The organism is Paenibacillus sp. J5C2022, from assembly GCF_025567625.1.
Lineage (GTDB): Bacteria > Bacillota > Bacilli > Paenibacillales > Paenibacillaceae > Pristimantibacillus.
On the sequence record NZ_JAOQJC010000013.1, the window covers coordinates 67487 to 81019 of the forward strand.

Here is a 13533-nt window from a genome sequence, read left to right on the forward strand (position 1 = left end):
GTATTTCTCAAGCACATAAATAAACCCATTGTCACCTCGCTAAAGCTACAATGGGTTTTGTGAAAATGCGTTCATTCCGACTCTTTTTCGCGTTAATCCTATTTTAACGAGCTACTTTCACCGTCCCGCCGCTCCGCCCAATATCCGTTCGGCAAGCAGCTTTTTCACCTCTTCGCTGGAATCATAGCACAACTTGATCAGCTCCGTAAGCTCGTCCGCTTCCAATCCCTTCAAATAGTTGTTCAACTTCGACTTTGTCAGCTTGACCGGCTTCTTTCCGCCTGCACTCAATCCCTTAGGAAGGAGCTTCTTCCCTTCCACTTGTAACTTCTCGTTCACATCGGCAACGGAGAAGTACGCAGGATCGAATTCCTCTCCGAGCCAATCCAGCATCTCTTCTTTCTCGTCATCGTCGGGACCGGCGAGCACCTCCAGCAAATGCTCATATCCGTATACACCGCCGACATCTTCCGGAGGGCAATTCATCGCTCCGTCCAGACAGAGCGGCGCTCCCGTCTCAGTCCCTTCGGCCTTATTGTCCAGCAGCTTGATGCGATGCTCCCAGCCGTCGCCGAAGTCATACGTGTAAGCGGAGACGGCGCCTTTCCTGCTCACCAATTGGCTTACTTTTGTTTTATTGGCATCCTTATCGACGCTGCTCCATACGTCATCCGGGTCGAGGAGTCCAATCGACGTGCCGTTCACATCGAACTCGTAGAGGTGGCAATTGTACCAGCCCATTACTTCCTGGATCGTTTCATGCAGCTGATGGAATGTGATGTCGGGGTGAAATTGAAATGTCCGCCATACGGACGGCTTCGTACCTAACAGCTCAATTTTGCAAGTGTATGCCATCATCTTCATCTTCCTTTGTCATAAAATAAATTACACTACCAGCTTATTCTTCGAATATCTTCATTCTGATTGTACAAAGTGAGCACCCTCTCTACAACCTGCCGCAAAGAACTGCCGAAACCAGGAAATTCGCTGGGAAGCTCACTCCCCCTTCAGCCTGCGCACCGCCTCCCTCGTTCTTCCCCAAGAGCCGTAGGCGACCACCGCAAGTGGCGTTCCCCTCTCCGTCATATGTTGAGAGAGTCTGTGCGACAACCGGGAGGGAAATCGCTCCGCAGCCACACTTTTCAATTCGCCTGCATCATAATAAATGACCTTGCCGTCCGTCTGATCCAGGCAAGTGACGGCTATGCTGACGCTGGTCTGCTTGCCAGCTTCTAACACCTTCACCGCATCTTCGCCAATGAATGCAAGCATGCTATCAAGATCCAAATAACCGTAGCGCAGCGCTCCCTGCCACTCGTTGGGACTGTTGGTAGGATCGTATACTTGCGGATAAGGCAGCTCATCCAATTCCTTCGGCAGCGGGCCGGCGCCATGACGGGTCAAGTAAGCTCGGGTCACATAACATACCTCAAGCTGATAGCCCTGCTGAAGGAAGGAGGAGTCTGTAATGGCGTCAAGTATGTGAAGCACGTTGCCAATCCCGGTCGTGGAATGGGTAATATGCGGTGAGAATTGCTCCAGATGCTGGTCGAGAAGCAAGCCTTGCGCCCCCTCGAATACGAGGTTGTCGTACGCAGCCAACAGATTCGCGTCCGAGAGCGTCGTCCGTCCCAGCAGGAGATCGAAGTCTTGCAAATAAGCCGCCAATACCCCCTCATCAAAAAGGGGCAACCGAAATATGTCCGGAACCTCTTGCAAGGACACCCCCAGCTCAGCCAGCCTTGCAGGCACATACTCGTCCCTTATTGAGCGCAGCAAATCGATGAATTGCCCTTTCTGATGCAACGACGCGCACTGCGACAATACGGTACGGTAACGAGCTTCTTCGCAGCGTACGACCGTCTCGCTAATGCCAAGACCGCAGCTGCCATGCCGGCCCTCTCCCCTGACCGTCTCCACAATCTGGTTGATCAGCATATCGTAAGGTGTGGTGACCATCGCTTCCCCGTCTGCGAACACCTTCGGCACCGTAGCATGCAGCTTGGCATGCAGTTGGTCGTACTCTTCGGCGAACAAGATCGGGTTCATGAGGAAGAACGAGCTTAAATAGGTAGGCAAGCCAAGCAGCGCACCGCTTCCGAAATGGCTGAACACATGCTCTTTGCCTCCCGGCGTCACAACGGTGTTATGCGAGATGGCGCCATTGGCAATGTAACTGTGCGACAGCGGAAGGGTCAGATCGTACACCGTCTCATAGCTCCAATTCCGTTCCACTCGCCTGATGGAAGCCGTATGATATTGCTCCACCGTATCATCAGGCAGCGCCCATCCGTGCTGCCTTCCCGCAATGATGGCAGCTCCATCCGCACCTTCCGCTTTCTCAGCCGCCTTGACGGTCTGTCGACTCCGCAATCGTCTCCCGATTTTACCGTACCGCTTGTCTGCAGTCTTCAGCTTCAGCCCCAGCATCTCGCGCAATTGATCGCTTCCCGTACCATACAAGTACAGGCACTCACGCTCTCCATTGCTGTTCCCCACGCCGTAGCTGCCTCCCCTGCAGCGCAGATTACCTGGAACACCCAGCAGGAACAGCATTTGCTGCACCTCGCGAAGCAGCTTCAGCGACGGATGCCGCAGCACCAGCAAGCAGCTGCTGCCCCTATCTGTCGCTGAAGTAACGAGTATAGCTGCGGATTGGAACAGTCCTTTCAGATAAGAAGCGATAATGGACAAGCAACCCTCCATAATATAAACCGGCGTTGAGGCGTCGGCGGCAGCGGCTTCATCCAGCCTGCCTTCTTCGCCGATTATCTCCCCTTCCTGCTCGGCTATCAGCTCCATCTGATCTCCGACGACGATGTTGGCGCCTCTGTAGCCGTTGTAAGCTTTCGGGAACAGGAACAAATGTCTGTCCTTATTCAGGTCGCCACTCTGAACCCAACAAGCCTGGCCCAGCTGACGGTCCCATACATAGTAGGGGTGCGCATCCGTACATTTGAACTGCACGCCGTTCGAGAGCATGATTCGGTGTGCCAGCTTGTTCTCTTCGCGAAGCGACGAAGAGACGGCTTCGCCGTCAAGGTCCCGATTATAGACGATGCGATATCTCTCACGGAGGGAGGCCATCTCACTTAGATACCGGATGCCGTAAGGTGTCAGCACAAGCGTATCTCCTGTCTGACAGTGCCCTGCTTGCGCTCCGCCATTAAATCTGATGACGATGCCGCTCTCGCTCTGGCTGGCGAAATAATCCGTCATCAGCCCTTTGCCTTCGTCGCCGTAATTGGCTCCGATGACGACCTTTGCTGTCTTCATTCCCATCCCTCCCCTTCGGACGCATGACAAAAGCTCCCGTGACTTCGGAGTCGCGGGAGCCGCGTCGATGACTTCATTGAACCGTTGGCTAGAACGTTATCAGTCCGCCCGAGCCGGAATCCGAATCGGAGCCGCCGCCGGCAACCGTAATATCGCTGATCGCCTTCGAGACGACAAGGCTGGTGGAAGCGTCCCAACTGGCGGCAACCTTGCGCTTGTCCGCTCCGCCCAGCACTTGCAGCAAGGATACGATCACTTCTCCCATCTTCGTGTGGTCCATTAGCGGAATAGCGCGTTCGCCCAGCAGCTCCTTCCACGAGCTGGTTACCTGAGGCGAGGAACTGCCCCCCTCCTCCAGACAGAGATGGAACACTTCATACTTGCGGGACACCTGCTTCAGCAGCTGCTCGCAATCCAGGTCTTCCGCAATCGTATCGCCGAATACCCTGTCCGCTTGCTCCTTCGTAATGACGCTTGTCGGTCCGTCATCGCCGACGGTGAACAGATAGCCCTTCTTGCCCCGCTTCTCCATGCTGTCAATCGACGTATGCCGATCGGCGAAGTACCATGCCAGCGCATAGCCTTCTTCGCCGTTGCCTCCGCCGCCCTGCTCCAGATACAGAGCCGTCAATTGCTCCGCGATACGGATATCCGCCTCGAACTGCGTCGCTTGCAGCGGGAAGCTGTCGCAGTGCGCATCGCCGATGCCCATGAACAAGATATGCGGGTCGCTAACCGGCTGCCGTTCGTAAATTTCCGTCGCCAGCGTAGGCAAGCCGTTGCGGGCCATCGCCTCCAGCACACGCGACATGGAGCCGGTCACATCAAGCCCCACCATGATCGGTGTCGAATTGGGATTGTCCGCAGAATCCCGCGATTCCCTGATTACGCCATTCGGGTCCAGATGCTGGGCCATGGTACGGGCGCTGTAGATGCCGCCCGCTCCCGTTGCCGCCGATTTATTCAGTATATTGCGCGCCGAGTAGCTCTTCCAATCTTGTGCCGACCAACGTCCTCCACCCATCTCTTCATTTCCTCCCTCATATGTTGACTAATTTGTTGTTGCCTGCGGATACAAGTCAGATGCCGATATGTCCATGCGGACGAAGGACTTCCTGCCGTAGCCCTGCAGCAATGTGCGGTCCCAGGCTTCATACTCCTCTACGGGATGGCCGGCAGCTCCGCCAAGCAGCCAATCCAATACCGGCTTTGGCATCGTGCTTTTCCCCTGCAGGCAGTGGCCCGATCCGTCTCCGCTCAGCATGCGGCCTACCAGTCGTATACTATCCATATCGGTCTCGTATGTGCCCTGCTTTAGATGCTTCGTCCGGTGAGACATGATCTGGAATACATCTGCGGGCGCGCCAAGCATCCTTTCCCCATAGGGGACGCTGTAGAACCAGCCGCCGAGCAGCAGGCCGTCATGACGCGAAGGCGAAATATAATAATGATCGGGATGTATGCCGTTATGGGAAATCCCGTTGTAAGACAAGAAGCAGCCAATATTATACAAGGTGCTGAGCACCCATGCCATATGACGGTCCGGCATGACGCCGCCGTAATAGCTCAGCACGTCTCGCAGCGGCAAGTAGCCTTCCGGCTTGTTCACGATAAGCATGTATTGCCTGAGCGTCTCGAACCTTCCCTTCAGCCTGGGTACGACAGGCTCGAATGCCTTCTGCATCGCGGCATCGTGATAGCGGATTCCTGCGACGGTCTGCACGTAATTGTCGATGAATGCTTCATGCTGCTTGCCTATTACATACGCTACACTGTTCTTGCATACGTAGACATCGCCCAGCTCGAACGAATAGCTGGTCATCGGCTTTAATCTGATCCATTTCCCGTCTATGGCCCGGAATTGAATAAAGCCTTGCCCCATCCACTTCCCTTCGCTCAAGTGCTTCAGACCTTCCTCATATAACGAGATAACTCGACTCATCACGGCGGCGGCAAGAGGATCTTGCTTATTCAAGTCGGGGTGCCACCGCTTGGACAATTCACGATATTCCTCCTTCATCTCCGTTTCATTACAGTTGAACAGCTCGCCCGGCATCGTCATTCCAAGTATGGCTTCCGCTGAATGCAACGACTTCCCTCCTAGCTAATTCTTCCATCTCTACTATTCTATCATACCCGATGCTCGCATTGAAAATAGCCCATCTCCATCATCCCTGGAAATGGGCTGCGGCATATGCCGTTATTGGCTATCCAGCTTGAACGCTACCTCCAGCTCTTTAATTCTTTCCCCGTCGATGTGAACGATATCGCCAAGCGCTGTTGCCGCAAGTACGGATTTGGCGCTGTATTCGGCCACCTCCAGCCGGTCGAAGGCTTCCAGCAGACTCCTTCCCGCCACGATGACACAATTATTGTTCACGATCGCGATCGGCGTGGAAGGCGTGAATGTCTCCGAAGTCCGAGCGGGGTCCTGATAGACGGCATCAAAGTCCAGCTTAGGTGTACTCCTCAGCAAAATATAGCTTTCCGGAATCGTACGCGAGTCGAACAGCGTATCCGTTACGGCAAAAGCCATAATATGGGGAGGATGGGCGATCAGGACAGCATTCACATGAGGCTGCTTCTCATAGATGAATCGATGAAGCGGCAAGGACTTGCTTGGCATTTTGCCCTCCTCCGCCTTCCCGTCCCTGACCAGCACCATATCTTCGGGCTGCACATACTTCCGATCCGCACCGTACGGGGTGATCAGGAAGTCGTTCCCCTCCACTCTGCAGGAGAACGTGCCTTGTGTGCTGGTGAACAGCTTTTGCTTGTACGCCCGATGAACGAGTCTGCATAGCTCACGGCGGCATTCCTTCTCGTAGGTGGTCATACCCTCGCGCCGGAACGTCTCAATGCAATCGCCCGTTTTATTGCGCATCGTCTCATAATCCCCGTCTGTCAACAGCTTCGGCTTACCGATCCGTCTTGCCTCGATCTCCAGTCTTGCGCAGAAGTCCAGTGTTTCGAAACGTTGGAACGCCTGGAACAAATCCTCGGCACCGACCACAACGCCGTGATTTTCCAGCATGACCGACTGAATGCCTTGCCTGAACACATCCGCAATATTTTTGCCCAATTCCTCACTGCCTGGCAGCGCATACGGCGCCATGCCGATAGGTCCGCATATTTGACGCTCGTAAGGAAGCAATCGCGTATCCGGCACTTGGCGTACGATGCTGAAGGCCACCAGAGCCGGCGGATGAGCGTGAACAATCGCTTTCAGATCCGGGCGAGCCGCATAGATGAGACGATGGAAGGGCAATTCGCTGGATGGCCGATGTACCCCTTGCACGTCTCCATTCGCTTTGACGCATACCATATCCCTGCTCGACAACGTTCCTTTGTCCACGCCTGCAGGGGTAATCCAGATGTCCCCATTGTCGTCAAGGATGGAGATATTGCCTCCGGAAGTCGTCGTCATGCCGTATTCATAAATACGGTTCATATACAGCAGCAACTGGTCAGCGGGGGGCAGTATTTCTGTTTTCATGGTTTTATACCTCTACTTTCTTCCGTTTATGATTGTTTATGTTTGTTCATTATAACCGATTCATAACGGAAGAAGTGAGATTTATATCACATGTCATAGGGAATCCGATCCGGCGAATATGTTAAACTATAAGCATACAGTATTAATCTGCAAGAAGGAGAGAAACCATGACGATACAATCGCAAGCGGATCTATTAGGTTTGATGGAGATTGGCAACATTGTGGCGATGGCGATAGAGGAAATGAAAAAGAGCGCCAAAGCCGGCATGACGACGCTGGAGCTCGACGACATTGGCGCTCGTTATCTGGAGAAATACGGTGCTAAATCGGCGCCCAGGAAATCCTTTCGCTTCCCCGGCCATGCCTGCATCAGCGTCAATCGAGACATCGCACACGGCATTCCCGGGAACTATAAGCTTCAGCCCGGCGATTTGATCAACGTTGACGTATGCGCGGAGAAAGACGGCTATATCGCCGATTCCGGCCAATCGTTCCAGCTTCCGCCTTTCAGCCCGGAAGTATCCCGCCTATGCAGCCATACGCGGCATGCGTTGATGGCCATTATCGGCACGCTTAAGCATGGCGTGAAAATAAGCGAGATCGGTCGTATGATGGAAGCATCGGCCGCTAAGAACGGCTACAACGTAATTGAGAACTTGTGCAGCCATGGCGTAGGCAGAGCGATCCATGAATACCCTAATATTCCGCCCACCTACAACAAGCATGACAAGCGCAAGCTGAAGGAAGGCATGGTCATTGCGATCGAGCCGTTCTTCTCCACCGGTGCGGATTACGTCATCGAACAGCCGGACGGCTGGACTCTTCGTCTGCCATCCGACAGCTTGGCTGCCCAATTCGAGCATACGATCATCATTACGAGAGATCAGCCGATTATCGTGACGGCCGCCTCTTAAAGCACTCTATTCATATACCCGCACCTCGACGACCTCATAGCGCGGACAGCCGTTCGTGCTCTCCATGACCAGCCTGATCGCGCTAGTCTTCGTCTCTTGCTGCAGCCGATGAACACGATGTCTGAACCGGTTATCCGTTACACGCAGCAAGAGACTCCACTGGCCGTCGACCAGCGCTTCCAAACGATAGTCCTTGACAAGCTCTGGTATGGTGTCGAACGGAGTGCGGTGATGATGCAGGTTGATCAGGTCCTCGTCTACATCGTCGTTGAAGGTGATGGCAATCTCCGACACCGTCTTCGTCTGCTCCCAGCTCAGCATTAACCACTCTTCCCCTCCGCTCTCTTCGGATACCCACATATGCGGGCCGCCGAACGGACGCTTATAGCCGTCTATAATAATGCCAGGCGCATACGCGTTGCATTCGCCGTGCACGCGCAAGCATGCCGGCTTGCGAATATGCTTCCTTGCGTTCCATTGCACTGTCAACTGATTGAAATCATGCTCCTCCAGGGCGGCTGCCGCACGAGCAGCGCCTGTATGGAAGAAACTGAGCACGCCGGTCATCGGCTTGTGCGACAAGTGCAGCGCGACGTGCGGATTGCTCTTCACAATAAGGAATGCGTTGCGAACGCTCTCGGCATCAAGCCCAAGCTGGAACGACACCCACTGCTTCTTCCCCGGCTCCACGGCTTCAGAGGCATGTGCAAGCCGTATATGCGGGACGTAATTCTCACCGCGTTCGGTCGACCATAGCTCCACTTCGACAGTTGTCGGCTTGGCGATATCCAGGAGCAGCTCCACTTCAGTCATATGGTTCACGGGAAAGACAATGCCGAAGTCATGCTCCAGCAGCTGCCGCTCGTCTGACTTCTCCACCGCAATCCCCCGCGTCCAGCTGGATGCCTCCAGCTTCGCGTTACGCGCCATGTCGTTGCTGTCGTTGCCGGCAATGCCTACAACTGCGGCGTCCTGGCGAAGCAGCGTCTGCTGCAGCTCTTCCATATGCCGCTCGGCGATCACGCGCGGCGATACCCCGCGCTTGACACACAGCGCCGCCCCCGTCCCTGCCGCTTCACCGATTACGGCGCATGTCGCCATGACGCGCGTCGTTCCGAAGGCGACATGGGATGCGCTTATATTGCGCCCCGCCATCAGCATATTGGACACATTGACGGAATAGAGCGAGCGGAACGGGATATGATAGATGCCGTTCGTATGAAGGTGCTTCGATCCGCTCTCTTCCGCATACATGCCTCCCGGAGGATGAAGATCGATCGACCAGCCTCCGAAGGCAACCCGGTCATGGAATTCGCGCTGTGCCAGAATATCATTCTGATTCAACACGTAGTCGCCTGTAAAGCGGCGATATTCCCGCTTCCCGGGCACCGCGCCGACCCACTCCAGCGTCATATTGCCGGCATCGAACTGCCCCGAATTTTTAATATAATCCCAGATGCCGTATATGACGGACCACAGCTCATCCCTTATTTTCTCATTGTCGTGCACGGTATCGTGTTCCCCGCCCCATTCGATCCACCAGTAATGGCAGCCGGAATCGCCGCTTCGAATGACTCTCCGGATCGGTATGGACGTCTGCGCGATATCCTTCGCGAAGCTGGGAGGCACATATTTCACCGGTCTGCCTTCATCCCGGCTATAGAACAGGATCGTGCTGCCGAGTGTAATATCGTCCCCGACCTCGGGAGCCCAGGCTTCATTGTATTCATGGCGCGCCTCCCGTCCGATCCGGTACTTGGCTCCCGCCAGGAAGCCTACCAGCCCATCCCCCGTACAGTCGATATATTGCTCGCTGCGGAAAGTTATTTTCCGCTCGGATGCCATCATCCATCCCGTCACGGAGCGGATACGGCGATTGTCCTCGTCTCCCTCCGCCTCCACTTCATGCACATCCGTATTCAGGAACAGCCGGATATTGGGCTCCGCTTTCACCTTCTCCAATACGACCAAGTCCCAATAGTAGGGATTGCCTTCCGGGTTGCGGTACTGATTCTCGACGAACAGTTCTCCCATAATCCCCGTCTCTCTGGCATTGCGATGGACGCCGTGCGCCGTTGCGCCGCATACCCATACCCGAACTTCGCTGCTGGAATTCCCGCCCAACACTGGACGGTTTTGAATGAGTGCGACCTTGCTCCCAAGCCGGGCGGCGGCAACGGCTGCGCATACACCGGCAAGCCCTCCTCCGATAACGGTAATATCCGATTCTACTGTCTCGTAACGCATGAGCATTCACATCCTGTCATGAATTTACCCCAATCATAGCAAGCTGCGGGCGTGTGGGAGAATATCTAAAATAGACGAATCTATATCCAAAATTTCATTGCACTATCCAACTCCATTAGTGGAAATAACCTATATTTCAATTATTGTAATCATGTATAATAAGCTGTATATCTATTTTTTCGATGGGAGGCGAGAGTATGGAGCATATGCCGAAGCTGGACTATTCCTACTTCTGGCCATACAAGGAGCAGTTCCAGCTCGCCGCCGACCGCTATGACAATTGGGTCATGTTCGCCGTAGAGAGCGGAGCATTTCGTTATCGGATAGACATTCACGAAGGAATTGCCGAAGCAGGCGACCTGATTCTGTGTCCGCCCCATTCCACCTTCCACCGCGAAGTGACTGCTGCCGTCACGTTTCATTTCCTCGCTTTCCAATACGTCGGGCAAGAGCCGCTGCCTGCGGGAAGAGTGCGCCTGCAGAAGGAACGGCGCCGGTTATGGGACAACCTGGCACAGCTCCGTGAAGCTGCGCGGGACACCTCCGCACTTGGCCTGCAGATACGCTCGCACTTGCTGGCGGACTTATGGCTTCTAATAAGACGGGAGCGAGCGGCACTGCCCCAAGCAGCTTCTCCGATCGCTATCGTCGACGATCCCGTCATAGCCGAAGTAAGGGAGTATTTAACGGAGCATGCACTGAAGCCGTTAATGCTGAAGGACATTGCAGATCGCTTCCATCTGTCGCCCGTTCAATGCAGCCGCCGGTTTCATCGCGCCTTCCAGATGAAGCCGCTTGCTTACATAACGGAGCTCCGCTTGAAGCATGCGTGCCGGTTGCTGACGGAGACAGATTGGACGATCGATGCGATCGCTTCGGCATGCGGCTACGAGAACGGCTTTTATTTGAGCAGGCTGTTCACCAGGGAGATCGGCAAGAATCCATCCACGTACAGGAGCTTGTACCGCCTGTAAGCCGCCCCGTCCTGTACGTATTAACGACATCTGGCACGAGAAGCCGGCTAATCGTGTCGCAATGATGCACTATGATGCCCAATAGCGGAATGTTAGAATGAAGGGAAACAATAGCCTGATAGTAGGAGTTGACCACATATGAAAAAAATTCGAGTAGGCATCATCGGAAGCGGAGGTATCGCAGCCGGTCACCTGAGAGCCTATCAAGCGATGGAAAATGTTGAAATCGTCGCAGCTGCGGACATCGTGCCCGGGAAGGCGCGTCAGTTCCTGGACGAAGCCGGTCTGCATGAAGCTGCGGCGTTCGAGGATCACCGCAAGCTGCTGGAATTGGAGCTGGATGGCGTAAGCATCTGTACGCCTAACGTCTCTCATTACGGAACGACGATCGATGCGCTTCAGGCCGGCAAGAAAGTACTCCTGGAGAAGCCGATGTCCGTCACATTAGAAGAAGCTGTGCATATGGTGCAAGTGTCGAAGGATACGGGGCTTATGCTGTCGATCGGCTTCCAGCCACGCTACGACCCCAATACGAAGCTGATTCGCGAGGTTGTGCAAGGCGGCAAGCTGGGGAAAGTGTACTATGTAGAAGTGGGAGGCGGCAGACGCCGCGGCATGCCGGGAGGCACCTTCATTCGCAAGGAGCTGGCCGGTGCGGGCGCCATGGCGGACATCGGCTGCTACTCGCTTGACTTTGCGCTGCATGCGCTGGGATATCCCAAGCCGCTTACCGTATCCGCGACGACGTCCAATTACTTCGGAAGCAATCCGGCCTACCATTCGGAAGCGTCCCGCTTCGATGTCGAGGACTTCGGCTCGGCCTTCATCCGTCTGGAAGGGGGCATCGTCCTGCAGTTCAAAATCTCGTGGGCGATGCATATGGATACACTCGGCGCATCGATGTTCCTTGGCACCGACGCCGGCTTGAAGGTGACGCCTTACGGCGAAGGACCGTGGTCGGGCGTGTGGGACGGTCAGGTCGGCAGCATGACGCTGTTCCATGATATGATGGGGCAGAATACGCATACCCCAATACCGCGTATACAACACAGTCTGAACGTATTCGAAGAGAAAGTGAAAGATTTCGTGCGGGCGATCCGGGAAGATGCGCCTGCGCCGATTCCTGCAGAAGAAATTCTGTACAATCAAGCCATTATTGACGGCATTCTTCGCTCATCCGCCATCAACAAGGAAGTAGATATCGATCTGCCATCCGATCTGTAGCTCCTTGAGCCGGGGGTGCTTCCCATTGATTAACGGCGCATAGAAGCGCAAAGGGGTGTCGCTAATGAGGAAAACCTCGTTAGCGACACCCCTTGCTGTTATTTGGCGCAGCACTTCTTGTATTTCTTGCCGCTGCCGCACGGACACGGCTCATTCCGACCTACTTTCTTGGCGGAAGCCAACTGTTGCTTGCCGCCGCCGTTCACAAGCAGCGGACCGTTGTAACGGCTGCCGCTATCCGTCAATTGATCGGAAGCATATCCCTTCAAGAACCATTGCCTCGTACCGTTCATTAGCGCCACCAGCTTCTCGATCAGCGGCACCGGATCGCCGGACTCCATATCGAACTGATAGCCCAGATAATGGGCAATGTTCGGCATGGGCTCCCCGATACGGGTCGCATAAACGCATTCTTCCGCCAATTCGTCAGCTTCCTCGGCACTTAGTCCGTATTGCCGGACCAGTTGGCTGACGAACGCGCGGTAGCTGGCGTTCCGATCTACGAAGCCCGGTTCCCCCGCTTCCAGCAACTCTTCCCTAGTGAAGGAATGGAAGGGAACGGATTCTCTCAGCTTATGCTCATTCAGTACTCTTCTTGAGTCGAATACCCGCTCATTGGACAGGCCGGCTTCATTCAGCTTAATCCCGTCAAACGACGCTATCTCATCCGCCAGCACAGCAGTAAACTGTTCCAATGCCAGATGCTGCCCCTCCAATCGGCTCAATAGCTCGTACAGCGTGGAAACTTCCAAAGTCCCGTAGTAGTGCAGCATGCCTCTGGCCAGCCTGATCCATTCCGAGTTGCGGTGAATGACCGCTTCATATGCCGCTTCATCGAGCTTATTGAACGCCTCCAGCACCTCCTGAGGCGCCACGACGGACTTTGTTCCGTTCCGCTTCCCTGTAAATAGCAGCCCGCGAAGCAATAGAAGATCAAGCTCGCCCTCCCAATCCAACTCCAGCTCCGCATGCCCCCCGTTCCGGACCAACGCTTGCAGCAGCTGATACTGCTCCTGTGTCAGTGTGTGAAGAACTTCCGAGAGCCTCTCGACGATCGTCTGGGCAATTATATCTACCAGAGCGGGCTTATTGAGCCTGCTCGTATTCTCAATCTTGTAGTACGTGCGGATGACGGTCAGTTCATCCTTTGTAAGTCTGGATAAGCCTTCCTGCAAGGCTAACGTCGCTTCGATGGCGCGCCATCGCTTGCTGTCCTCACTATCCCCCCTCATCTCCTTCAGCTTGCTCGCCAATGCCGCTTGTTCCTCAAGCCACGCATGAGCCTTCTCTTCGTGTAATGCCAACATCCTGATTGCGTTCCCCTTTCACACCGTACATATCTGTCTTCCTATAACCGTCCCTCATTATAACACAACTTGCGCTATCGCGTGTCGAATCCCCG

10 protein-coding genes are annotated in these 13533 nt (G+C 54.7%); 3 read left to right on the forward strand and 7 right to left on the reverse strand.

Annotated features, from left to right (window positions below):
* Positions 1–117 precede the first annotated feature (117 nt).
* From M6D81_RS12835 to M6D81_RS12855, 5 genes are all read right to left on the reverse strand, one after another.
* On the reverse strand, positions 118–858 hold the full coding sequence (locus tag M6D81_RS12835; RefSeq protein WP_262677297.1) for a plasmid pRiA4b ORF-3 family protein: 741 nt from the start codon (positions 856–858) through the stop codon (positions 118–120).
* Positions 859–996: 138 nt separating this feature from the next.
* Complete coding sequence (locus M6D81_RS12840) at positions 997–3276, reverse strand: adenylosuccinate synthetase (RefSeq protein WP_262677298.1); 2280 nt, start codon at positions 3274–3276, stop codon at positions 997–999.
* 88 nt (positions 3277–3364) lie between these two features.
* Positions 3365–4300 carry a hypothetical protein gene (locus M6D81_RS12845; RefSeq protein WP_262677299.1) on the reverse strand — a complete coding sequence of 312 codons (936 nt, stop codon included), beginning with the start codon at positions 4298–4300 and terminating at the stop codon, positions 3365–3367.
* Positions 4301–4327: 27 nt separating this feature from the next.
* Positions 4328–5365, reverse strand: a complete 1038-nt coding sequence (locus M6D81_RS12850; protein ID WP_262677300.1) for a J domain-containing protein — start codon at positions 5363–5365, stop codon at positions 4328–4330.
* 111 nt (positions 5366–5476) lie between these two features.
* Positions 5477–6772, reverse strand: coding sequence for a class II aldolase/adducin family protein (locus M6D81_RS12855; protein ID WP_262677301.1), 1296 nt, complete (start codon positions 6770–6772; stop codon positions 5477–5479).
* Positions 6773–6939: 167 nt separating this feature from the next.
* Between M6D81_RS12855 and map the strand changes: the two genes are divergently transcribed.
* Positions 6940–7686 (forward strand): type I methionyl aminopeptidase, encoded by a 747-nt coding sequence (gene map, locus M6D81_RS12860; RefSeq protein WP_262677302.1) that lies wholly within the window; start codon positions 6940–6942, stop codon positions 7684–7686.
* Between the two features lie 6 nt (positions 7687–7692).
* Here the strand turns inward: map and M6D81_RS12865 are convergent, their stop codons facing one another.
* Positions 7693–9933, reverse strand: a complete 2241-nt coding sequence (locus M6D81_RS12865; RefSeq protein ID WP_262677303.1) for an FAD-dependent oxidoreductase — start codon at positions 9931–9933, stop codon at positions 7693–7695.
* Between the two features lie 197 nt (positions 9934–10130).
* Here M6D81_RS12865 and M6D81_RS12870 point away from each other — a divergent pair, with 197 nt between their 5' ends.
* Both M6D81_RS12870 and M6D81_RS12875 read left to right on the forward strand, forming a co-directional pair.
* Complete coding sequence (locus tag M6D81_RS12870; protein ID WP_262677304.1) at positions 10131–10907, forward strand: helix-turn-helix domain-containing protein; 777 nt, start codon at positions 10131–10133, stop codon at positions 10905–10907.
* Positions 10908–11045: 138 nt separating this feature from the next.
* Complete coding sequence (locus tag M6D81_RS12875) at positions 11046–12131, forward strand: Gfo/Idh/MocA family protein (protein WP_262677305.1); 1086 nt, start codon at positions 11046–11048, stop codon at positions 12129–12131.
* A 98-nt stretch (positions 12132–12229) separates the two neighbouring features.
* Here M6D81_RS12875 and M6D81_RS12880 read toward each other — a convergent pair whose 3' ends face one another.
* Positions 12230–13438 carry a YecA family protein gene (locus tag M6D81_RS12880; protein WP_262677306.1) on the reverse strand — a complete coding sequence of 403 codons (1209 nt, stop codon included), beginning with the start codon at positions 13436–13438 and terminating at the stop codon, positions 12230–12232.
* Between the last annotated feature and the right edge of the window lie 95 nt (positions 13439–13533).